22 protein-coding genes are annotated in these 24195 nt (G+C 40.5%); 12 read left to right on the top strand and 10 right to left on the bottom strand.

The window, feature by feature from the left end; translation table 11 throughout:
- Window positions 1–4: 4 nt before the first annotated feature.
- From Q0E08_RS05100 to Q0E08_RS05085, 4 genes are all read right to left on the bottom strand, one after another.
- Complete coding sequence (locus Q0E08_RS05100) at window positions 5–346, bottom strand: VanZ family protein (RefSeq protein WP_294777638.1); 342 nt, start codon at window positions 344–346, stop codon at window positions 5–7.
- A gap of 486 nt (window positions 347–832) precedes the next feature.
- Window positions 833–1576 carry a class I SAM-dependent methyltransferase gene (locus Q0E08_RS05095; protein WP_294777636.1) on the bottom strand — a complete coding sequence of 248 codons (744 nt, stop codon included), beginning with the start codon at window positions 1574–1576 and terminating at the stop codon, window positions 833–835.
- Window positions 1577–1634: 58 nt separating this feature from the next.
- The gene (locus tag Q0E08_RS05090; RefSeq protein ID WP_294777634.1) at window positions 1635–2228 is read right to left on the bottom strand and encodes an AAA family ATPase; all 594 of its coding nucleotides are present in this window, start codon (window positions 2226–2228) and stop codon (window positions 1635–1637) included.
- A 12-nt stretch (window positions 2229–2240) separates the two neighbouring features.
- Window positions 2241–3599: an SLC13 family permease gene (locus Q0E08_RS05085; protein ID WP_294777632.1), complete on the bottom strand. Its 1359-nt coding sequence runs from the start codon at window positions 3597–3599 to the stop codon at window positions 2241–2243.
- Between the two features lie 230 nt (window positions 3600–3829).
- On the opposite strand from Q0E08_RS05085, the gene prfB reads away from it, so the two are divergent.
- The 11 genes from prfB (at window position 3830) to yfbR (ending at window position 17052) form a co-directional block, all read left to right on the top strand.
- A complete protein-coding gene (prfB, locus tag Q0E08_RS05080) occupies window positions 3830–4948 on the top strand; it encodes a peptide chain release factor 2 (RefSeq protein WP_294777630.1) in 1119 nt (372 codons plus the stop codon).
- A gap of 64 nt (window positions 4949–5012) precedes the next feature.
- Window positions 5013–5867 carry a polysaccharide deacetylase family protein gene (locus tag Q0E08_RS05075; RefSeq protein ID WP_294777629.1) on the top strand — a complete coding sequence of 285 codons (855 nt, stop codon included), beginning with the start codon at window positions 5013–5015 and terminating at the stop codon, window positions 5865–5867.
- A 104-nt stretch (window positions 5868–5971) separates the two neighbouring features.
- The gene (locus tag Q0E08_RS05070) at window positions 5972–7927 is read left to right on the top strand and encodes an MFS transporter (protein WP_294777626.1); all 1956 of its coding nucleotides are present in this window, start codon (window positions 5972–5974) and stop codon (window positions 7925–7927) included.
- Window positions 7928–8329: 402 nt separating this feature from the next.
- Window positions 8330–9310: a rod shape-determining protein gene (locus tag Q0E08_RS05065; RefSeq protein ID WP_294777624.1), complete on the top strand. Its 981-nt coding sequence runs from the start codon at window positions 8330–8332 to the stop codon at window positions 9308–9310.
- 15 nt (window positions 9311–9325) lie between these two features.
- Entirely contained in the window at window positions 9326–10159 is an 834-nt protein-coding gene (gene mreC / locus Q0E08_RS05060; RefSeq protein ID WP_294777622.1) for a rod shape-determining protein MreC, read from the top strand.
- 10 nt (window positions 10160–10169) lie between these two features.
- Window positions 10170–10685 carry a rod shape-determining protein MreD gene (gene mreD / locus Q0E08_RS05055; protein ID WP_294777620.1) on the top strand — a complete coding sequence of 172 codons (516 nt, stop codon included), beginning with the start codon at window positions 10170–10172 and terminating at the stop codon, window positions 10683–10685.
- A 35-nt stretch (window positions 10686–10720) separates the two neighbouring features.
- Entirely contained in the window at window positions 10721–12748 is a 2028-nt protein-coding gene (locus Q0E08_RS05050) for a penicillin-binding transpeptidase domain-containing protein (RefSeq protein ID WP_294777618.1), read from the top strand.
- A 101-nt stretch (window positions 12749–12849) separates the two neighbouring features.
- On the top strand, window positions 12850–13266 hold the full coding sequence (locus Q0E08_RS05045) for a methylglyoxal synthase (protein ID WP_177665652.1): 417 nt from the start codon (window positions 12850–12852) through the stop codon (window positions 13264–13266).
- Between the two features lie 70 nt (window positions 13267–13336).
- Entirely contained in the window at window positions 13337–14686 is a 1350-nt protein-coding gene (gene hisS, locus Q0E08_RS05040) for a histidine--tRNA ligase (protein ID WP_294777615.1), read from the top strand.
- Window positions 14679–16469 carry an aspartate--tRNA ligase gene (aspS, locus tag Q0E08_RS05035; RefSeq protein WP_294777613.1) on the top strand — a complete coding sequence of 597 codons (1791 nt, stop codon included), beginning with the start codon at window positions 14679–14681 and terminating at the stop codon, window positions 16467–16469. Before hisS ends, aspS begins: the two co-directional genes overlap by 8 nt.
- Complete coding sequence (gene yfbR, locus Q0E08_RS05030) at window positions 16462–17052, top strand: 5'-deoxynucleotidase (protein ID WP_294777611.1); 591 nt, start codon at window positions 16462–16464, stop codon at window positions 17050–17052. Before aspS ends, yfbR begins: the two co-directional genes overlap by 8 nt.
- 316 nt (window positions 17053–17368) lie before the next feature.
- On the opposite strand, the gene Q0E08_RS08890 is transcribed toward yfbR, so the two are convergent.
- From Q0E08_RS08890 to Q0E08_RS05005, 4 genes are read right to left on the bottom strand one after another with little or no spacing between them, the layout of a single operon-like run.
- A complete protein-coding gene (locus Q0E08_RS08890) occupies window positions 17369–17764 on the bottom strand; it encodes a FeoB-associated Cys-rich membrane protein (RefSeq protein ID WP_367118526.1) in 396 nt (131 codons plus the stop codon).
- 30 nt (window positions 17765–17794) lie between these two features.
- Complete coding sequence (gene feoB / locus Q0E08_RS05015; protein ID WP_294777609.1) at window positions 17795–19954, bottom strand: ferrous iron transport protein B; 2160 nt, start codon at window positions 19952–19954, stop codon at window positions 17795–17797.
- A 51-nt stretch (window positions 19955–20005) separates the two neighbouring features.
- Window positions 20006–20227 carry a FeoA family protein gene (locus Q0E08_RS05010; protein WP_177665634.1) on the bottom strand — a complete coding sequence of 74 codons (222 nt, stop codon included), beginning with the start codon at window positions 20225–20227 and terminating at the stop codon, window positions 20006–20008.
- Window positions 20228–20252: 25 nt separating this feature from the next.
- Window positions 20253–20465, bottom strand: coding sequence for a FeoA family protein (locus Q0E08_RS05005; RefSeq protein ID WP_294777607.1), 213 nt, complete (start codon window positions 20463–20465; stop codon window positions 20253–20255).
- A 226-nt stretch (window positions 20466–20691) separates the two neighbouring features.
- On the opposite strand from Q0E08_RS05005, the gene Q0E08_RS05000 reads away from it, so the two are divergent.
- Window positions 20692–21726 (top strand): zinc ribbon domain-containing protein, encoded by a 1035-nt coding sequence (locus Q0E08_RS05000; RefSeq protein WP_294777605.1) that lies wholly within the window; start codon window positions 20692–20694, stop codon window positions 21724–21726.
- A 45-nt stretch (window positions 21727–21771) separates the two neighbouring features.
- On the opposite strand, the gene Q0E08_RS04995 is transcribed toward Q0E08_RS05000, so the two are convergent.
- Together Q0E08_RS04995 and Q0E08_RS04990 are read right to left on the bottom strand one after the other, a co-directional pair.
- Entirely contained in the window at window positions 21772–22752 is a 981-nt protein-coding gene (locus Q0E08_RS04995; protein ID WP_294777603.1) for a DUF6625 family protein, read from the bottom strand.
- Complete coding sequence (locus Q0E08_RS04990) at window positions 22749–24194, bottom strand: flippase (RefSeq protein WP_294777601.1); 1446 nt, start codon at window positions 24192–24194, stop codon at window positions 22749–22751. The genes Q0E08_RS04995 and Q0E08_RS04990 overlap by 4 nt, the downstream gene beginning before the upstream one ends.
- Window position 24195 lies beyond the last annotated feature (1 nt).

Below are 24195 nucleotides of genomic sequence, written 5' to 3'. Positions count from 1 at the left end.
AAATTCAAAAAATACCGATTTTGAAAATATATTGTATAGCTTCAATAATAAGTGATGAAGCCGCACCTATAGGTATAACAAAATACGGCTTGTCTGTCTTTTTGCTCAAAAGCGGAAGCAGTATACCGAACGGAACGAAAAGCAGGATATTTAAAACAATGTTTCGCCAAGCCTGTGCCGAGCAGGTATACCATGCCGATTTATAGCTTGAAAACAGGTCCTGAACGCTGTAATCTGTAACATTGTTTCGGTTCATAAATACTGCACAAAAAACCACAAGCAGATAGAATAAACCGATAATAGCGAGCAATATGTTCTTTTTGTTGAGCTTTTTATCACCGTGCATTAGCTTTTTGTAAATTACAAAATAGCCAAATAAAAATAGTATTGTCAAGCATAGTACAACAATAATTGCAAAAACGGAATATCTTTTCAGTAAATCTAATATTATATCAAATCTCATAATTATAAATGTTGAATTTGTTTGTTAGAGTTTTTTACAAAATGTTATTTTTATTACGCTTATCTTTGACCTTTTTTATAATTTTACTTATCAACAAAACTATTGCATTAAAAATTAGCCAAGCAAGAACTATGATTTCAATAAACATTCTCAGCGGTACAGCGGTCAGCATATCATTGTAGTTAAGGCAAATATAAATTATGTACCCAACAGCAATAATACTGCTTATTATGATTAAAGCATATTTAATGATATTAATTGTTTTATGCTTCATTTAATCACATCCTTATGGTTTAATTATAGATTCATTATAAGTTATTTGAAAAAATCGGTCAAGTTCTATATTTTAAAAGCTTTTTTATTATGCTTTTATTTTCCTATATATGCCACGGTGTCGGTAGGTACGGTCAAGGTGCCGTTTTGTGAATATTTGTCAAACAGCGCATTGATGTCGTTAAGATAATTGTTGAATTTTTCGTCGCCCTTTTTGAGCGAGTATGAGGATGACAAAATACGGTTTATATATCCCTTTCTGTCATAGGTTACGCTGTTATCGTAGGTGAGAATTTCACATTTGCCGTTGAAAAATTCCTTGCATTTGTCCTCGCTTATGCCGTTTGAAAAACCGTTGAACTCGGGATTGTACTTTTTTCTTAACTCTTTGAGTGCAATCGTACATTCGGCGGATTCAATCCGCGAGTTGTAAACAAGGATAATCAAGCCGTTCTTTTTGAGAATTCTGTTACACTCGGCTCTGAACAAATCCTTGTCAAACCAATGGAACGCTTGTGCCGCCGTGACAATATCAATGCTATTGTCGGGCAGAGAAGTGCTGTCAGCCCTGCCATTTACGGAAGTAAAGTTCGGATTGCCCGATAAATTCTGTTCCGCAATTTTTCGCATATCGTTGTTAGGTTCAACGGCAAAAGCTTTGTAACCTGCGTTTAGAAGCTGCTCGGTGAAAATACCCGTGCCCGAGCCAATGTCCGCTATAACGGCATTTTCGGGAATATCGGAGCGTAATTTTAAGTGTTCCAAAAGCTTTTGTGAATATTTCGGTCTTGCCTTGGCGTAAATTTCGCCTTTGTTGTCAAATCTTTTTGTATTGTCCATAGCGATACCTCGAAAAAATAACGGCGGCAAAGCTTTATTTACTTTACCGCCGTGTGTTTTAGTCAATTATGCTTTTGATGTATGTGTCAATTACATCGGTAGCGTTGTCAATTCCGATTTTGCTTGAGTTAACAATCAAATCGTAGTGCCTTGAATCGCCCCATTTTTCTTTTGAATAGTAGTTGTGATAGTTGCGTCTTATTCTGTTACGCTTTTCAACAAGTGCTTCCGCTTCGTCATAGCCGAGCTTTTCGATTGAAGCGATACGCTTGATTTTTGCGTCCTTTTCACCGGTGACAAAGATTTTAACAAGACCGTCATATTCACGCAAAACATAGCTTGCACATCTGCCGAGAACAACAAACGATTCGCCGGAGTTTGCACGCTCCTTGAGGTAGTCAAACTGCATTTGAGCAACCGTGTCCTCAGGCGAATTTGAAAATCCGTCAACCGAGCGAGAAAGCCAAATGTTTCTTGCCTTTTCATCGTATTTTTTTAATTTGTCAAGATTAAGGTCTTTTTCTTTTGCAACCAAGTCCAAAAGGTTTTTGCCGTAAAGATTTACATTGTATCTTTTTGCCAATTCCTCGGCAATTACACGACCGCCCGAGCCGTATTCACGACCGATTGAAATTATGAATTGCTTTGCCATAATAAATCCCCCTTAAAAATACCTGAGTTTAATAACCACCATAGAGATAATAAGAACGATAGCCGTAGCCGGTATTGCCGATTTGCAATATTTGCCCCAGCCTACAGGATGTCCTGCCTTTGAAACAACGGATGTGCCTACAACATTTGCCGATGCACCGATAGGTGTTGCACTGCCGCCGATGTCTGTGCCGACAGAAAGTGAATATGCAAGGGTTGCAAGTTCTGCACCCGGAGTTGTAGCCGCAAGGCTCTTGATAACGGGTACCATAGTTGCAGCAAACGGAATGTTGTCAACAAATGCACTTGCAACTGCCGAAATCCACATAATGATGAGAACCATTGCAAAGAAGTTGCCGCCGCAGATTTTTTCAATAAAGTTTGCAATAAGCTTCAAAACGCCTGTTTGTTCAAGTCCGCCGACAACTATGAACAAGCCGATGAAGAACAAAAGTGTTTTGTAGTCAATCTTTTTCAAAATAAACTTGATGTGTTTAAACGAAGTTATGAGCGTAATTGCCGCAATAACTACGCCGATAAACGCAACGGTAAGTCCTGTTTGTGCATGCGTTACAAGGAGAACAACAGCGATAAGGAAAATAATTGTGCTTACGATAAAGTCCTTTTTGTTTTCAATAGCGTCTGCCGGATTAGGAAAAGTTGCCGGGTCAACAGACTCACCGTTTGCGGCAGAAAGCTCTTTCTTAAATGCAAAATAGAAGAAAATAACGATAAATACAAGTGAAATACCTGCGATAAGACCTGTGTTTGTAAGGAAATCGGCAAAGCTGTAGCCGAGTGCCGTACCGATGATGATGTTAGGCGGGTCACCGCACATTGTGGCGGAACCGCCGAGGTTTGCACAGAAAACTTCCGCAAGTACCATCGGAACCGGACTGAATTTGAGAAGCTGTGAAAGTTCTACCGTAACAGCCGCAAGGAAAAGAATTACGGTGATGCTGTCAATGAACATTGAAAGCACGGCACTCATAATCATAAATGTTACGAGTATCGGCATAACCTTGTACTTGACCGCTTTTGCGATTGTGAGGCAAAGCCAACGGAAAAATCCTGCTTTTGCCATGCCCTCAACCATAACCATCATACCTGCAATGAAAATGATTGTAGACCAGTTAATGCCGCTCGAGCTTTCGCCGCCTTGTGACGAAACATGCCAAAACTCTGTTGTGAATATGCTTTTGACATTGAGCGTTTCCATTATTGCACTCGGACTTTTCATACAAATGCCGAATACAATAACAATAGTTGCAAGACCGCAACCGAGCGTTACCCACTGGCGTGGGATTTTGTCCATAATAATAAGTGCAAACATAACCACAAATATTATTACGGCACAGATTTGTGCTGCCATATTATATAGCCCTCTTTTCTATGAATTTTTCGCCTTTATTATATGCCTATTGATTTTGATTTTCAAGAGTAAATATAACAAATATTTTTTACTTGAAAATTTATAATTTTTAATATATAATATTATATCGTAAATTAAGTAACATATTTATAATGCTTCGGTGAAAACAATGTGATATAACAACAATATTTGCAGATAAATAATATATTAAAGATTTCGGAGAAAGAATAATGATAGAGTTTGAAGAATTGAATCAAAGACTTATGCAGTCTGAAGAACCTATCGGCAATTTAAAAGAAGCACTTGATATAGACAATGTCAAGGTGCAGATTGCCGAACTTGAAAAGCAAAGTGCCGCTCCCGATTTTTGGGACGATATGGAAAACAGTCAAAAAACTATGCAAAAAATCGGCTCTTTAAAAGCCAAGGTTGCGTCATACGAAAATCTTAAAAATGATTTTGACGACGCACAGGTTATGATTGAGCTTGCCAATGAGGAAGAAGACGAAAGCCTTGTTGAGGATTGCACAAAATCCGTTGACGATATTGAAAAGAGGATTGAAAAGTTGACCCTTTCAACTCTTCTTTCGGGTGAGTTTGACGACAACAACGCAATTCTTACATTCCACGCAGGTGCAGGCGGTACAGAGGCTCAGGACTGGGCGGAAATGCTTTTCCGTATGTACAACCGTTGGGGCGAAAGAAACGGCTATAAAGTGTCAACACTCGACTATCTTGAAGGTGATGTTGCAGGTATTAAGAGTGCCACAATCCGTGTAGAGGGCGAAAATGCTTACGGCTATCTTCACGGCGAAATGGGTATTCACCGCCTTGTTCGTGTGTCACCTTTTGATTCATCGGGTCGTCGTCACACATCGTTTGCTTCTCTTGAGGTTATGCCTGAAATTGACAATGATGTTAATGTGGAGATTCGTGAAGAGGACATCAAAATGGATGTGTACCGTGCATCCGGTGCCGGCGGGCAAAAGGTAAACAAGACATCTTCCGCAGTTCGTCTTACTCATATTCCTACGGGTATTGTCGTTTCGTGTCAGGTTGAGCGTTCACAGCACCAAAACCGTGAAATGGCTATGCTCATGCTCAAATCAAAACTCGTTGAAATTAAAGAAAGAGAAAATCTTGAAAGAATTGACGACATCAAGGGCGACCAAAAAGAAATTGCATGGGGCAGTCAAATCCGTTCCTATGTATTTATGCCGTACACAATGGTAAAAGACCACAGAACAGGCTTTGAAATGGGCAACATCAACGCCGTTATGGATGGTGACCTTGACGGATTTATCAACGCTTATCTCAAAATGAAAAGTCTTGAAAATTCCGACAAGTAATTCAAAATTTAACAATACTATTTTGACCTCTCGAATCAAACAATAAATTCGGGAGGTTTTTATTATGAAATTTCAAAAAATATTATTGCCTTTATTGTGCGTTTGTATGCTTTTCGGCTGTGCAAAAGGGAATACAAACAGTAATGAAAATATTACAGCAAGTAAAAAAGCAGAAACCACAACCAAAGCTGTTGAAACATCCGCACCTACGGCAAAAGCTGTTGCAGGGCTTGATTCGCTGAGCACCGAAAAGGTTGTTTGGGGCCCCGGCAATATTGTTGACCACAAGCAACCAAACGACCCTTTGCTGCTTCAAAAACAGTATGCTTCAATGAATGCAAAATGGCTTTTGGATGATGACAAAAAGATATGCCTAACTTTTGATGAAGGCTACGAAAACGGCTATACTCCGCAGATTTTAGACACTCTGAAAGAGAAAAATGTTAAGGCGATTTTCTTTGTTACCTATGACTTTGCGTCACAAAACCCCGACCTTGTCAAGCGAATGATAGACGAGGGGCATATTGTCGGCAACCATTCCTACCGTCATTACAGTATGGACGAGGTGAGCGATGATGTTGCCAAGGAAGAAGTGACCTATCTTCATAAGTATATAAAAGACAAATTCAATTATACAATGAGTTATTTCAGATTTCCGAAAGGCGAATTTTCGGAACGCTCGTTACAGATAGTAAAGGACTTGAACTACAAATCCGTGTTTTGGAGCTTTGCCTATGCCGATTGGGACCCCGATAATCAGACGGAAGAAAATCAGGCGTTCACGCATATTTGCGAAAGCACGCACCCGGGTGCGATTTTGCTGCTTCACGCCGTAAGTAAAACAAATGCCGATATTCTCGGCAAGGTTATCGATGATATTACAAAGCAGGGATATACCTTTACAACCGAAATAAAATAAAATGTTAATATTATGTTGATATTACTGTTACCCTATGTTATAATTTAACAGAAACTTGTGCTGAATAAGGCAATAAATTATGAAAGTTTCACAAAGGGGTAGTAATGAAAATATCAGGTGAAAAGATTAAACAGACCGTGTCGTCTGTAAAAGAACACTGGAGCACTCCGCCCGAGGGCAGGTATATTCCGTACAAAGAAATACTTGCCTACAGCGTCGGCGGTATCGGTGTAAAATTTGTAATATATACGGTTTGGTATATATCACTGTCGGCAACAAGTTTGCTTGCGGGGTCGGCTCTCGGACTTAAAAACGGCGACCTTGTAAAACTCAATATGATTGCAACGATTATCGGTTTGTTTTTAGGTCCTATCAGAGGCTTGATTATCGATAATACCCGAAGCAGTAAAGGTAAATTCCGCCCGTATTTGCTTTACACAGGCATTCCGTCGGCAATTTTGCTTACGATTTTTGCATTTTTGCCGTTTGAAACAATGACTTACAATCAAAAATTGTGGTCGCTGTTTATATCGTATATGCTTCTTCAATTGTGTTATCCGTTTTATGACCAGGCATATACAACGCTTGTTCAGGTAATGAGCCCTAACTCAACCGAGCGTGCGGATGTTATCACGGTTTCAACATTTATTTATTCACTCGCTCCGTCGATTATGGGATTTTTTGTGCCGCTTATCGCAGGTTTTACCGGCGGTCTTGAGCATATCAACGCTTATCGTGTTATTATGCCGGCACTCGGTATAGGCGGTGCGCTTATCGGGCTTTTCAGCTATTTCGGCACAAAAGAGCGTATTATCGTTTCAAAAGACTATACACCTAAGGTTCCGTTTTTTAAAGGTATCGGTGCAGGAATTGCAAACAAATATCAATGGGCACGCTCGCTTACTTCTTGGTGCATTTTGTTTCAGGCGGGCGTCGGCAATGTCACAACTTGGTATTTTTATTACGGCATAAAAGATGTTCTTAACCTTTCAACAGAGCAGCAAGGCGTTTTGAACGGTACGTTGATGACAATTCTGGGTGCTGCGGCAACTCCGGCAATGCTTTTGTCACCGTTGCTTATACGCAAACTCGGCAAGCGTAATATGTATATTTTCTATATCTTGGGTAATGTAATCACTCTTGTGGGTATGTATTTGTTTATCGAACAAATTTGGGTGCTGTATGCTTTTATTTGGATAAGAGGATTTTTTAATACATTTCCTCTTATTGCGGACAGTGCTATGAGTGCCGATGTACTCGACTATCAACAGTACAAATCCGGCGACAGACTTGAGGGTCTTATGGGTCAGTTTGTAGGTACAATCGGCGTATTTGTGTCTATGGGTATTACATATTTTACTCAAACAATCGTTATGCAAAACCATTTCGGTCTTGTGGATAACTATGACGATTTGTACAAGGCTTCTTTCAGAGAGCCGCTTTCAAAGGGTATGATTGTTATTGCAATCGTCGGTTTTGTGCTTGCACTTATTCCGTTTATTACCATGTATACTCTTACGGAAGAACAGCACGATTCACATATTAAGGTGCTTAAAATCCGTGCCGCTCTTGAAGATTATGCAACCGATTCTCTTTCGGAAGGTCAGCTTGACGAGGCAAAGAAAATCTATGCCGATTCGGTTAACGAATACAATGAGTGCATTGAGGCTTTGAATACTGCTTCAAACCGTAAGGAACGCAAAAAGTTGCAGTCAAAAATCAAATCACTTGAAATTGTTATTGATGAAAAAGACCGTTTTGCAACAGAGAAGATGCTGAAGAAAACCGCAAAGGCAAAAGAACTTTTGACCCATACGGTAGAAGAACTTTACGGCATCAGCGAGCCTACGCTTGATAAGTATAATGAGGCAAACGCTATGAGCGAGAACACAAAGGAAGAAGCCAAAATCAAAGCCGCAAAGCTCAAGGAAGCTTCTAAGGAACTTGATACCTTCCACAAAAAAGCCTATGATTATATTCAGGCTCGTAAGCTTGTAAAGCAAAATGAATATTACACTCATTGGGACGAAATATTTACAAACGAATTACAAAACGCATAGTCAGACTGTCGATAAAGCCCCTGAACCACGCCGATAAAATAAACTAACCGCTTAATGCCTCCCTTGTGTAAAGGGAGGTGGGTGTGATTTATCGCACTCGGAGGGATTGTAAAAGTGCCGCAAACATCGAGTTTGCGGCACTTTTGGCGTTTTTCGTTTTTTGCTCAGTCGAGGTACCATCGTACATCTTCCTTCGCAAGAAAACGAAATTCAGAACCTTTCTCAACAGCCTGCGGCGTGTCAAAACACTTTTTCGACACGCTGAAACCTCTCGAAAAATCGGGAGGTTTTTTGTATAATTTGACAAAATTATAAATTTACAAAATATTTGTTGAGATTAGTTATTTTATATTATATAATAATAAATTGATATGAAATTTAATTAAGAAAGCGGGCTTTAAAATGCTTTTTTCAAGAGATATAGGTATCGACCTCGGTACTTCAAATACAAAAGTAACCGACCGAAAAGGTCATATAATAATAAATGAACCGTCTGTTGTGGCAGTTGATGTAAAGTCAAAAAGAGTGCTTGCAACGGGCAATGAGGCTAAAAAAATGATTGGCAGAACTCCGGGTTCTATTGTCGCCGTTCGCCCTATGAAAGCCGGCGTTATTGCCGACTTTGATATGACAGCCGATATGCTTCACGATTTTATGGACCGTTCAACATCACGCAATGTTTTTACAAAAACAAGGGTTGTTGTTTGCGTTCCGTCCGATGTAACGGAGGTTGAACGCAGAGCGGTAGAGGATGCCGTGCGTTCGGCAGGTGCCCAAGAGGTTGAGCTTATAGAAGAATCTATGGCGGCGGCTCTCGGTGCAGGTCTTCCCGTATACGAGGCAACAGGCTCAATGATTATTGACATCGGCGGCGGTACAACGGATGTTGCCGTGTTGTCGCTTGGCGGTATTGCGTGTTGCAATAGTATTAAGGTCGGCGGTGAAGCTATGGATGATGCCATAGTTTCGTATATGCGTAAAACGCATAATCTCCTTATCGGCGAGCGTACAGCAGAGGATATTAAACTTAAAATCGGCTCTGCTATGGAATACGACGGCGAGGCGGCTATGGAAGTAAGAGGCAGAAATCTTAACGACGGACTTCCGGGAAGCGTTGAAGTTACTTCTTCGGATATTCGTGCCGTGCTTGAAGAGCCTGTAAGCCAAATTTTAACCGCTGTTAAGGAAACGCTCGAGGTTACTTTGCCTGAACTTGCCGCAGATATCATCGACAGAGGTATATATCTTACAGGCGGTGCAAGTCAGCTTCGCGGACTTCGTGATTTGATTGAAAATGAAATTAAGATTCCTATAATCGTGCCTGAAAATTCAAACGATTGTGTTGCACTCGGCACATCAATCAAGCTTCGTCAGGCAAGATAAGAAAAGTGGCACAGTATGAAAAATTTATTTAAGACAAAGCCGTTTAAATTGGTTGTGAGCATAATCGCCGTGTTTTTAATCGGTGCGCTTATTGCCGCCGCAAACGGTCACGGCGAAACCGCACAGTCAACTATTGTCGGTACGGTGTTTTATCCGGCACATTATGTTGCACAAAAAATATCAAACGGTATCGATAAAATTTCGGGTAATGTAAGCGGCAACGCTCAGTATGAAAAAGAAATACAGAATTTGCAATCGCAAATCGGCGACCTTCAGTCACAGCTTGTTGATTACGAAAATTTGAAAAGACAAAATGAACTTTATAAGGATTTCCTCGGCGTTAAAGAAGAACACAAGGATTTCAAGTTTGTTGAAGCGTCCGTTATCGGCAGGGACAGTGCGGATATATACAAATCGTTCACCGTGTCAAAAGGTACGGTCAACGGTGTTGCGGTCGGCGACGCCGTTATGTACGGCAAGTATCTTGTCGGCGTTGTGGACAAGGCTTATCCTACTTACAGCGTCATTAAGACTATACTTGACCCGGACTTTAGTGTTTCCGCTTACGAGATTATTTCAAACGAAATATCTTATGTTACAGGCAATGCAACACTTGCCAAGGATAACAAGTGCAAGATGGCAAATCTTGATGCCGCAACAAAAATAACAAACGAATCTATTATTTGCACAGCAGGTATCGGCGGAACCGTGCCAAAGGGCTTGATTATCGGCACGGTTGATGAAATTGATGACGAATCAACGGATATTTCTTCTTACGCCGTTATTACTCCGGGAACTTCCATAGAAGAAATAAACACTTGCTTTATACTTACGGATTACAAGAATTAAGGATAAATTAATGGAACTCACAAAAAAGGAACGAACAATTAAATATGTCGTTTATGCCGTGATTATCGCCGTGCTTTCGCTGCTCCAAAATGTAGGCGGATTGTGGTTTGAAATCGGCGGTGCAAGATGTTTCTTCCTTGTTCCTGCGGCTGTACTTTTGTCGCTTGATGAGGATGAAAAAACTGCAGCAATTATCGGTTTGTTTGCAGGTCTTTTGTGGGATATAACTGCGGCACATCATATGGGTTTTAACTGCTTGTTTATTATGGTTTCGTGCTATATTATGAGTGTGCTTGTAACGCACCTTTTCAGGGCAACTTTTTGGGTCGGTACTGTCGGAGCGGTATTGTTCACCTTCCTTTATGTGCTTGTTTATTGGCTCGTTTTTGTGTTGATAAAAGGCGGTGACGGCTCGGGAGTTGTATTTTTTACCTTTTATTTGCCGTCGTTTATTTACACGGCTGTTTTAACCGTTTTGATGAACATCGCTTTTGTTCCGCTTAAAAGAAAACTCAATAAAGCATAATGTTATAACGGAATTTCAGGAAAGGAGGGCGTTTTATGGGCAACAGATATAAAAGCACAAGAACCGTAATAGCTGTTATTTTGGTTGTAGCAACCTTGCTTGGATTTAGCTATGACCTTTATAATATTCAAATAAAAAACAATGAATACTATGTTGCTCAAAGCAGCGCTGTCCAAACCTATACCGTGTCTATCGAGGCGGCAAGAGGAGATATTGTAGACCGTAACGGCAACACTCTTGTTACAAATCGCAAAGGCAACAGTATTATTCTTGACGCCGCATATTTTCCGAGTGCAAAAAATAACGATGCACGAAATATCATTATAATAAATCTTATAAAACTTTTTAATCAAAATAACGAAGAATATGTGCACAATCTTCCGCTAAAAATAGGAAAAAACGGCAAAATAAAATTTTATACAAAAAAAGATGACGAGAATTACGAATCCGCTATCAAGACAATGAAAAGCAAGGATATGTTTAATCTTCAATCGTATGCAACCGCTCAAAATTGCTTTGACGCAATGGTTGAAAAATACGGACTTGAAAAGTATGATGCCAAGACTGCTCTTGCTATCGGTAATATCAGATATGAGCTTACAAGGTGTCTTTTTTCTGTATCGACACCGGTTACCATAGCCGATGATGTAAGCGACAAAACAGTTGCTCAGATTAAGGAAAACAAAACGGCATATCGCGGTGCCGATGTGCAGGTTGTTGCGTATCGTTTTTATACCGACCCTACTCTTGCATCACATATTTTGGGTACGGTCAGAAAGATTAATGCCGAGGAATATGCCGAGTTGAAGGACAGCGGTTATGGCATTAACGATGAAATAGGCGAATCGGGCATTGAAAAAGCTTGCGAAAGCGATTTGAGAGGCACTCCGGGTGAAAAAACGGTTACAATCGACGCAGAGGGCAATGTTACCGAAACGGTTACTAAAGAGCCTGTTCAAGGTGATACGATTGTTTTAACCATTGACAAGGATATGCAAAAAATCGCAGAGCAAAAGCTGCGTAAAATCTGTCTTAAAACTTCGGGTGAGGCAACGGGTGCCGTTGTTGTTGAAGATGTTCACAGCGGTGAAATTTTATCTGCCGCAAACTATCCTACATTTAATTTGGAAGAATATTATTCCGATTACCAAAAACTTGCATCCGACAGCAAAAAACCGCTTTTCAACCGTTTTGCAATGAGCGCGTTCGCTCCCGGTTCAACATTCAAGCCGCTTATGGCTGTTGCAGGACTTGAAGAGGGCAAAATTACAAAGGACACATATTTTTATTGTGATAAATATTTTAAAATATCAGATATGACCTTCAAGTGCACCGACTCTCACGGTGGATTAAATGTTGAGGGTGCACTTCAACATTCGTGCAACGTTTTCTTTTATAATACTTCACAAAGGCTCGGTATCGACCTTATGAATAAGTATGGCAAAATGTTCGGCTTAGGTCAAAAAACAGGCGTTGAAATTCCGGAATCCAAGGGCATTATGGCGGGTCCGGAATACAGAAAAAAGTTTGATATGATTTGGAAGCCGGGCGACACTGTTCAATGTGCAATCGGTCAGTCCGACAACCTTTTAACTCCGCTCCAGCTTGCAAATTATTGTGCAACAATCGCAAACGGCGGCACAAGATACAAAACCCATTTTGTAAAATCAAAAATTTCATCCGCAACGGGAGTTGTTAATGAAACCGGTGCTACCGTTGAGGAAGAAACCGGCGTCAGTGAAAAAACATTTGAAATAGTAAGGTCGGGTATGCGTAAGGTTTCGCTTTACGGCGGTCCTAACAAACTTTTCAACAAACTTAAAGTAAAAACCGCTTGTAAAACAGGTACCTCACAGGTAGTTGTAAACGGCGTTAAGCATAACAACGGCTTCCTTATTACATTTGCTCCGTATGACAACCCCGAAATCAGTATCGGTTCGGCTATCGAAACGGCAGGTTCGGGTTCTTCAACGGCAGAAATTACGGCGGCAATTATCGACTATTATTACAGTAATAATACAAGAGAGGAAAAAGCACAGACCGATTCTACACTTTTGCAGTAAAAAACTTCAAAAAAATCTTGAAAAATCGCTGTAATATGGTATTATATTAATAATAGTAACAATTTATATGATAACTTATATGAAAATTTGGAGAGGGTATTATGAACATCGCACTTATAGCACACGATGCAAAAAAAGAACTTTTGGTTCAGTTTTGTATTGCTTATTGCGGAATTATCAGCAGACACGATGTTTGCGCAACGGGTACTACAGGTAAACTTGTCAAAGAAGCAACAGGCTTGGAAATTAATTGCTTTTTGAGTGGCGCACAGGGCGGCGGTCAGCAGATTGCAAGCCGTATTGCGTGCAATGAAATTGACCTCTTGATTTTCTTCAGAGATCCGCTTAATCCAAAACCTCACGAACCTAACGATAATGATTTGCTCCGTCTTTGCGATGTGCACAATATTCCGTTTGCAACAAATATCGCTACTGCCGAGGCACTTATCAGAGGTGTTGAAAGAGGTGACTTTGAATGGAGAGAAATCGTTAACCCAAGATATAATCAAAAAAAGTAATTTCATAAATTATAATAACGAGGTGCAAGTTTTTCCTTGCACCTCAAAAATTGTATATAGGAGAAAAGTTATGGCACTTGTAACAAAAGCTATCAAGGGCACAAAGGATGTTTTGCCGTCCGAAGTGTACAAAAATCAATATATCGAGGCTACTTGCCTCACAGTTGCCGAGAATTTCGGCTACAAGGAAATGAGAACTCCTGTGTTTGAACATACCGAGCTTTTTCAAAGAGGTGTGGGTGACACAACAGATGTTGTACAAAAAGAGATGTACACATTTGACGACAAGGGCGGTCGTTCAATCACTCTTCGTCCGGAGGGCACAGCAGGTGCGGCAAGGTCATTTTTGGAAAACGGTCTTTCAAACGAGGCTCTTCCTCAAAAAATTTGCTATCTCACTTCTTGCTATCGCTACGAAAAGCCGCAAGCAGGCAGACTTCGTGAATTCCACCAGTTCGGCATTGAGTGCTTCGGTGCAACTTCGCCGCTTGCAGATGCAGAGATGATTGCACTTGCAAAGCAGATTTTTGATGAACTCGGCGTAAAGGATTTGCATCTTGAACTTAATTCAATCGGTTGCCCGACATGCCGTGCGGAATATCACAAGGCACTCAAGGAATATTTTGCTTCAAGAGTTGACGAGCTTTGCGATACCTGCCGTGACAGACTTGACCGCAACCCAATGCGTATTTTGGATTGCAAAAGCCCTGTTTGCAGTGAAATTGCAAAAGACGCTCCGGTTGTTCTTGATTATCTTTGTGACGAGTGCAAGGAGCATTTTGAAAAAACAAAGAGCTACCTTGACGCTATGAATATCGAATATATCGTAAATCCTCAAATCGTAAGAGGACTTGATTATTATACAAAAACCGTATTTGAATTTGTTGCCGATTCTATCGGTGCACAGGGCACTGTTTGTGGTGGCGGCAGATATGACGGACTTATCGAGGAACTCGGCGGTCAGCACACACCGTCGCTCGGCTTCGCTATGGGACTTGAAAGACTTCAGCTTGTTATGGAAGCACAGGGTTGCGAATTCCCTGAACCGTCCCGTCCTGATTTGTTCATTGTTGCCATGGGCGACAAGGCAACTCTCAAAGCGGTGGAAATTGCAAAAGATATGCGTGACGAGGGATACAGCGTTGTTTATGATTTGAACGGCAGATCACTTCGTGCGCAGATGAAATATGCCGACAAGATTAATGCAAAATACAATGTTGTTATCGGCGACAACGAGGTGGATACAAAATCGGCGGTCCTCAAGGATATGGCAACAGGCGAGCAAAGCGATATCAGCCTTGAAACCTTTGTTTCGGGTTTTTACAGCATAACACTCGACAGTCAGCTTAAAGATTTGGAAATCAACGGCGAGGCGTTCGATTTTAATTCACTGTTTCTCGGAGGACAAAATAATGACTAATTCAATCAAGGGTATGAAACGCACAGATTATTGTGCAAAGTTTGACATCTCAAATGTAGGTCAAACAATCACTGTTTTTGGCTGGGTACAGCGTCAAAGAGATTTGGGCAACCTCATCTTTATTGACTTGCGTGACAGAACAGGTATTATTCAGCTTTCATTCAACGACCAAACAGACAGAGCAATTTTTGCCGATGCACAGTCGGTAAGGAGTGAATATGTTGTTGCCGCAACAGGTGTTGTTGCAGAGAGAGAAAGCAAGAATAAGGATATTCCGACAGGCGAAATCGAGGTTATCGTAAACGATTTTCGTATTGTTTCAAAGGCAAAAACTCCTCCTTTCGAGATTGAAAAGAGCGAGAAAGTCGGTGACGAAACCACTCTTAAATACAGATACCTCAATCTTCGTAACGAAAAACTTACAAAGAATATTCTTATGCGTCACAAAATTGCAAAGATTGCAAGAGAGTATTTCTATGCAAACGACTTTATCGAGATTGAAACTCCGATGATGATTAAGTCAACTCCGGAGGGTGCTCGTGACTATGTTGTTCCGTCAAGAATTCACAACGGCAAGTTCTATGCTTTGCCGCAGTCACCGCAGATTTATAAGCAACTTACAATGATTGCAGGTTTTGACAGATACATTCAGCTTGCCCGTTGCTTCCGTGATGAGGACTTGCGTGCAGACCGTCAGCCTGAATTTACTCAAATCGACCTTGAAATGAGCTTTGTCGATTGTGACGATATTATGGATATGGCAGAGGGCTTTATCTCAAAACTTATGAAAGAAACCATTGATGTAAATATTGATGCTCCGCTTCCTCGTATGACTTTTGCCGACGCTATGAATAAATACGGCTCTGACAAGCCTGATACCCGTTTTGATATGCTTATCGAGGATATTTCCGATTGGGCAGACAAAACCGATTTTGTTGTGTTTAAGAGTGCAATCGCAGACGGCGGTGCTGTTAAGGCTATCGTTGCAAAGAATGCCGCTTCAACATACACAAGAAAGAAGATTGACAAGCTTACAGAGTTTGCAAAGGGTATCGGTGCAAAGGGTCTTGCTTATGTTCGTTGGGCAGATGAAGCACCAAATTGCTCGTTTGCAAAATTCCTCAAGGACGGCGAACTTGAAGAACTCCTTTCAACTCTCGGTGCAGAGCAGGGCGATGTTGTTCTTATAGTAAGCGACAAAACTCGCAAGGCTCTCACAATTATGGGTGCACTTCGTCTTGCGGTTGCCAAGGAACTTGACATTATTCCGCAAGGTAAGTGGAACTTCCTTTGGATTACAGAAATGCCGTTCTTTGAAATGGACGAAGAAACAGGCGAGTGGGTTGCCGCTCACCATCCGTTCACAATGCCTATGGAGGAGAGTATTCAGTATCTCGACACCGATAAGTCAAAGGTTAAGGCACAGGCGTTTGACCTTGTACTCAACGGCACAGAGCTTTCTTCAGGCTCAATGAGAATTACCGATTGCGAGCTTCAAACCAAGATGTTTGAACTTCTCGGCATGGAGCAGGAAGAAATTGATGCAAAGTTCGGCTTCCTTGTTGATGCTTATCACTATGCCGCTCCGCCTCACGGTGGTATGGGTATCGGTCTTGACCGTCTTGCAATGCTCATCTGCGGTGCTGATTCGCTCCGTGATGTTATTGCATTCCCTAAGGTACAAAATGCAAGTGAACTTATGAGCGGTGCTCCGTCATATATTGATGATGTTCAACTCGGCGAACTTGGAATTGATATTAAGGCGAGTGAAGACGATGAGTGATAATTACAACTTTTTCGCAATGGTCAATAGAATGAAGTATATTGACCGTTGGGCGCTTATGCCGAACACTCAAAAGGAAAATATTGCCGAGCACAGCCACAGCGTCGCTGTTATTGCACATGCGCTTGCACTTATCGGCAAAAGGGAATTTGGCAAGGATTATGACGAAAATCGTGTTGCCGTGCTTGCGTTGTATCACGACACAACCGAGGTTATCACAGGCGATATGCCAACTCCCGTTAAGTATTATAATGATGATATAAAAAGTGTTTATAAGGATATAGAGGCTGTTGCGGGGCAACGACTTCTTGCAATGCTCCCTGATGATTACAGGGCAGAATATAACTCTTTGTTCAAGCCGAACGAGGACGAAAAAGAGTTGTGGAAACTTGTTAAGGCTGCCGACAAAATCTCGGCTCTCATCAAGTGTATTGAGGAAAACAGAATGGGCAACAGAGAATTTGACATTGCCCTCAAGGCACAGGAACAAAAAATCGCCGACATCGATATGCCGGAGGTAAAATACTTCTCCGACCACTTCCTCAAAGCCTATTACCTCACCCTTGATGAACACACAAAATAAAACCTATTTAGGGCTCCTCTTGTTTTTTCAAGGGGAGCTGTCGCATTTTATATGCGACTGAGGGGTTAAAAGGTAAACATATTTTGTTTTTGATTTGTAGGGGAAGATATTATCTTCCCGCAGGCGAACACAGTTCGCCCCTACGCTACAAAAAAGAAGTCAGAAAATCCTGACTTATTCGTAAAGTTTACAATCACTATTATTAAATAGAAGTAAAATTAATCAAATAAAACAAATATTTTAGCCCGTGCAGGTGGGATGTCTGCACGAGCTTTGGTATTGTAAAAGAGTAACCGGCTGTGTTTGGAAGGGATTACTATTTTGCTAATTCGAATTGTATATTTTGTAATGTGTAGCCTGTTTCTCTAATTACATTCTTCAATTTTTCTTCATCGAGGCGGTGTTTGCTTATGATGATTATTGTGCCTTTTTGGTGGCTTGCTTTCACTTTTTTCACATCAAAGTTCGCCCTGATTGCATCTTGCAAATGGCTTTCGCACATAGAGCACATCATTCCGTCAATCGCAAGTGTTGTTTTCACCATATATTTTGAACCGTCTGCCGATGAACAGCTTCCGCCGCAGGAGGAACAATCTCCTGTACAGCCTCCGCCTTTTTTATTTACAAGACTTCTTATGATGAGAGCAACTATAACTATAAGTACGGCAAGCACAATGATTGTGTACATATTTTGTTTTAGAAATTCAATCACAAGAATCACCTCGTTTTGTTATGTAATAAATTACTTTGATTTAACTGTCAATTTGTTGTCGTCATACTTATTCTTTCTGAAGAGCAAGTAGAGGATGCCTACAGTAAGAACAATAGCGGCAATCAAACCGATAACATTCGGTGCACCTGCAAATGCGATGCCGAACTGATATACGATAAGACCGATGATGTAAGCAAATCCGCATTGGTAACCGATAGCAAACCAAGTCCATTTTGCGTTGTTCATTTCTCTCTTGATAGCACCGATAGCCGCAAAGCAAGGAGCACACAAAAGGTTGAAGATGAGGAAACTGTAAGCTGCGAGGCTTGCGTGACCGCCGCTGAGTGTATTGAGGTCCTTGGCAAAGTTGCCCCAGATTTCATCACCGTTTTCTGCAAGCTCGCCTGCAAAGTGATAGAGAATACCGAATGTACCAACAACATTTTCTTTTGCGATAAGACCTGTAACGCTTGCAACGGCAGGTTTCCAACCGCCCCAACCGAGTGGGATGAACAACCAGCAGAATGCCTTGCCGATGTATGCAAGAATTGAAATGTCCATATCGTCTGTCATTTGGAATCCGCCCTTAAAGGTGAATGCCTGCAAGAACCAAATGAGGATTGTTGCAAGTGTGATAACTGTACCTGCTTTTTTGATGAATGACCAAGCACGCTCCCAAGTTGAACGGAGCACACTGCCTACTGTCGGCAAATGGTATGCCGGAAGTTCCATTACGAACGGAGCAGGGTCGCCTGAGAAAATCTTTGTTTTCTTGAGCATAATACCCGAAACGATGATAGCGGCAACACCTATGAAGTAAGCCGAAGTTGCTACCCAACCGCTTCCGCCGAAGCATGCACCTGCGATAAGACCGATGATAGGAAGCTTTGCAGAGCAAGGAATGAATGTTGTTGTCATAATTGTCATACGGCGGTCACGCTCGTTTTCGATTGTACGAGAAGCCATAATACCCGGAACGCCGCAGCCTGTACCGATAAGCATAGGGATGAATGATTTACCCGAAAGACCGAAGTTGCGGAAAATTCTGTCCATTACAAACGCAACACGGCTCATATAACCGCATCCCTCAAGGAATGCAAGGCAGAGGAACAATACAATCATCTGCGGAACGAAGCCGAGAACCGCACCTACACCGGCCACGATACCGTCTTGGATAAGACCGTAGAGCCAATCTGCAATTCTGCCCTCAAGTGCTTTTTCAATAAGGCTTGGCACCCATTCACCAAAGAGTACATCGTTTACCCAGTCAGTACCGATTGCACCAATCCATTTCATTGCAATGAAGTAAACAAGTGCCATAACACCGGCAAAAATCGGCAAACCTAAAAATCTGTTTGTAACAATTTTATCAATCTTATCGGAAGTTGTCAACTTGCCTTTGTTTTTCTTTGTATATACGCTCTTGATGATTGATGCAATGTAGAGGTATCTCTCGTTTGTGATGATTGATTCCGCATCGTCATCAAGTTCTTTCTCCGCACTTTCAATATCGTTTTTGATATGTGCAAGTGTTGCAGAGTCAATCTTTACTTGTTCAAGAACTTTTTCGTCGCCTTCAAAAATCTTGATTGCGTACCAACGCTGTTGATTGTCGGGCATTGAATGCAAAGCAGCTTCTTCAATGTGAGCCAAAGCGTGCTCAACAACACCGCTGTATTTGTGTTGTGGCTCAGTAGGCTCTTTGCTTGCCGCCTCAACAGCCGCATTTGCAACTTCCTTAATGCCTGTGCCTTTAAGTGCCGAAATTTCGTATACAGGGCAGGCAAGCTGGCGAGAAAGTTCTTCAATGTTAATCTTGTCGCCGTTCTTTCTTACAATATCCATCATATTTACGGCAACAACAACCGGAATACCAAGTTCAACAACCTGTGTTGTGAGGTAAAGGTTTCTTTCAAGGTTTGTGCCGTCGATGATGTTAAGTACAGCATCGGGCTTTTCGTTGATGAGATAATCTCTTGCAACGATTTCTTCGATTGTATAAGGGGAGAGGGAATATATACCCGGAAGGTCGGTGATTGTTACATCACTGTGCTTCTTGAGTTTGCCTTCCTTTTTTTCTACTGTTACACCCGGCCAGTTACCAACATATTGGTTTGAACCCGTGAGTGCGTTAAACAAGGTCGTTTTACCGCAGTTAGGGTTACCGGCAAGAGCAATTTTAATACCCATATGTTTTCATCCTTTCTTAGTTAGTTACAACTAACTCTTATGTTAAAAAAATTATTCAACTTCGATAAGTTTTGCATCGGCTTTTCTGAGCGAAAGCTCGTAATCTCTTACGGTAATCTCAACAGGGTCTCCGAGAGGTGCAACCTTTCTTACATAAACCTCTACGCCTTTTGTGATGCCCATATCCATAATTCTGCGTTTAAGTGCGCCTTCGCCGTGAATACGAACAACTTTTACGGTTTCGCCGATTTTTACATCTTTGAGCGTTTTCATATTTTTCCTCCTATATAAATAAATATTAAACAAAAATTTTCATTGCCATATCTTCGCCGAGTGCAATTCTGCTGCCTTTTACATTGACAATCAAGTTACCGTCAACGCTTGAAATAACGGTAATATTTGCACCCACAACAAAGCCGAGATCCGCAAGGTGTGCCTTAACGGCAGGGAGTCCCGCAATTCTGCCTATGGTCAATTCTTCACCAATGCCGGCAAGTTTTAATGGCATCATAAAATTATCTCCTTTAGTTAGTTCGTGCTAACCTTTATGCCTAAAAAATAGTTAGTTCAGACTAACTCAAATACTAAAAATATTAGTTAGACCTTGCTAACCGTGTATATAATACATCAATCTAATATATTTGTCAATAATTTTTTGAATATTTTTGCAAGTATTGTTGACAAATAAAATCAAAACCGATATAGTTATTTTATACATTATTATAGTAGGTGAAAATATGAAGTGTAAAAATTGCGGAGCAAAGGTGGATAAGCAATCAAGTATCTGTCCAAATTGCGGCGCAACAGTCAATAAAAATTCCGATTATGTTCTCCTTACCAATCAGGATAAGGTTTATCAGGATGTGTATTCTTCAAAAAGAAAAGGGCGTAGACCGTTAACAAAAGCACTTGCGATTATTCTGTCGCTTGCTGTAATTATCGGCTCCTGCATTGTTTCATATTTCTTTTTTTACGGCATGCATAATTCAAGCGATAAACCTAAACTGTCGTTTAACTCGGGATACGGTTTGATTAACGGTGACGAGCAGGTAATTTATGTTACAATCGATGATTCGTCGTCAATTCAGTATATTCACGGCGTTAATCTTTATAACGGTGTAGTTGATGAAAAAACCATAAAAAAAGATGACCCTGTATCGTTTGATTACAGTTATACCGAAAATGTAGACAATTCCTTCAGATGTATCTTTTTTGATACAGACAGCCTTAATTTGAAGAAAAAAGGCAATTATACCTATACATTTGAAATGACATTTTCAAATTATAACGATGACAACAGATATACTTATTATAAAACGGTTAACTTCACGGGCAGTACAAAAGTTGATGCAAGTAGCATAGTTTTTGACCATTCGCTTGATGAAACCACCACCGAGGAGCCGACTTCGGCTAAGCAGGAGGAAACCACAACCGAAAAGCAAAGTTCGGTTGATTATATTTATGATAATTACTGGTACACTTCTCCGTACAATGATGCCGACAACTACAGCATTTCGGCATTTAAGTTTAACGATGACGGTACATTTACCTCAACCGATTATTCAAAAACAGGTGGAGATGATTGGGTAGTATCAACCAATAAGGGCGAGTTTAAGATTGACGGAAATAAGCTTGCAATAAGTACTTCTGACGGTGAAACGGACGAGCTTACTCTTGATAAAAAGAAGCAAACAATAAGTCAGGGCAAAAACAAATTGACTTCACGCAAATACAACAGCGTAAAAAATGCCGAGGATTTCTTCGGACTGTAAAAGTAAAAAGGCTCTCATCAATGTTTTTAAAGATGAGAGCTTTTTTTATTGGCTTTTTTTCCATTTAAGCTTGAGTTTAAGTCCTTTGATTACTTTCTTTACGGTAAGTTTTTTTCTGTTTTTCCAAGCAAGGCGAATGTAAAATTTCGGCATTGAGCAGGTTCCGTGCTTTTGGACAAAGGCATATGTAAGTTCTTTTTCGTCAATTCGTTTAATAACATCCGGATATGCAACATAAACACAGTTTTCGTCATACTTGTCGATTTTGTATTTGATAGGACGCATAAATGTATGGAAGTACATAAATTCGTCATCGGTATACATTTTGCCGTTATGATTGTAATATCTGAAAATTTTGCCGTTTTTCCAAACTATAACCTGACGGTTGTTTTTGTAGTCCTCACTTTTATCTAAGTGACCCAAGTAAAAACTGTTTGAAAATGCACTTAGGTGGGCAAAGTTTGTTTCTGTGTATTGATTAAGTCCGAGCTTGTCAAAAATTTCCGTAATAGCCACTTCGTCAAAGCAATGACCTCTGTCGGAAGCAAATGCTTCTTTGTATGAAAGAAGTCCGGGAATTTCACTTTTGTATCTTGCGTTGTTTTCCGGGGTGTTTCTGTAGAGGGTCGAATGACCTTGAAAGCCGATTTTGTCATATTTTTCCAGCATATCATCGGTGACAAATTTCCTTATGTCGCCCCAAATGAGGTCCATATCGCACTGCCCCCAAAAATCATATCCTTGAAGCAGGTCGGCAAAAATTTCTCCGTATGCAGGCTTAAATTCACACAGTTTCCACGGTTTGTAAATGTTTACGGTAAAGTCGTAGTTATCCTGAATTTTCTTCTTGAAGTCCTCATAGGTACAGTATACAACTTTTACATTATCCGGATAGTTGTATTGTGTTTTATCATCGGTAACAAGAACCCAATTAACGGTAGGATTCATTTTGCACGACAGTAGCCACATATTTACACTTTCGGGCAATTTGCCGAAATACGGAATAAAATATGCAATAGTTTTCATTGTTTCTTTATCCTTTTGATTATATTTTTTGCTTCGTTTAAAACAAATTCTTCCTTCATCAACAGCAAAGCAAATACATAGATAGCGGCACATATAACCGCGGTGAGTATCATTGTCAAAACCGTGCTCGGCATAAATTTTGTTATTGCAAACCCAACGGCACTCATTATCAAAACCGCAATGACAAATTTGTAGCAGCTTTTTATAATGTTTGTAAATTTGTATTGCTTTGTAATTTGCAAATAACTTATTTCAAGTATCGCAATAACAATTTCACCTACCAAAGAACCGATGGCGGCTCCATTTGCGGCGATTTTGGGAATAAGCAAAAAGTTGCATAAAACATTAACGCCGCCGCCTATAAGAAGCATTATGATATGCTTGTTTGTTTGATTTGTGGAAATCAGGTACTGCGTGCCGGTTACGCTGTTAAGTCCCGTAAATATAAACAAAACGCTGAGTATTTGAAGAATTGAGGTTGCTTGAGTGAACTCGTTGCCAAAAAACCAAGGCACAAATATAGGCGAAACTATTATTACACCCAAACACATAGGCAGGCTCAAAAAGAATATGAATTTAAATGATGTGTCAAGAGATTTTACAACAATATCTTTGTTGCCGTTTTTAAATTCTCTTGAAACTTTAGGTATCATAACCGTGCTGAGCGTTGTTACGATAACCATTATCATATCAATAATTTTAAATGCTTGCTCATAGTATCCGTTTTGCTCCATTGAGCCTGTCAGCCAGCCTATCATCGATTTGTCAAGCACTGCAAATATCTGTGTTGCTATGCTTGGTATAAACAGCATAAGCGACGGCATAAAGCATTTAAACGGCTTCAAATGTTTTATGTTAGGTTTGTTTATGTATTTTTTAAGCGGAAACCATATAATAATAACGCCCAAAAGCAAAAATCCTGCATGACCGATAATGTAAACGGGGAGGTCGCTTTTTTCTTTTACAAACGCAAATATAAATATTACGCTCAATATTTTTGTGATAAAATTTCGTATGCTGATTTTTTTAAAATCTTCCATTCCCTGATAAAACCAGGAAATATCAAACAGCACGCCGAAAAGGTAAATGCTTTGAATTGCGGCTATGCTTTTGTTTTTGGCAATAAATGCCACATATAAAAAGTATGCGGCAATCATTACTGTTGATAATATGAATTTTAAAGAAAAAATATCCCAAAAAATTTCGCTTCGTTTTTCTTTTGATTCCTGCCAAATGCCTATGGCTTTTGTGCCGTAAGTTGCTATTCCCAAAGCGGACAACAGCCAAAAGTATCTGACTATCGAATATGTATAACTGTAGGTTCCTATTCCGTCGGCACCCAAAACACGCGATATGTACGGTGTTGTTACAAGCGGCACCAGCAATGCAAAAACCTGATAGCTTACATTAAACAAATAGTTGCTTTTTGCGCTTTGTTTCATA

This window comes from uncultured Eubacterium sp., assembly GCF_934561735.1.
In the GTDB taxonomy this organism is placed as follows: domain Bacteria; phylum Bacillota; class Clostridia; order Oscillospirales; family Acutalibacteraceae; genus Eubacterium_R.
Note: the sequence above shows the minus strand (reverse complement) of the source record. Positions and strands in the feature narration are given on the sequence as shown.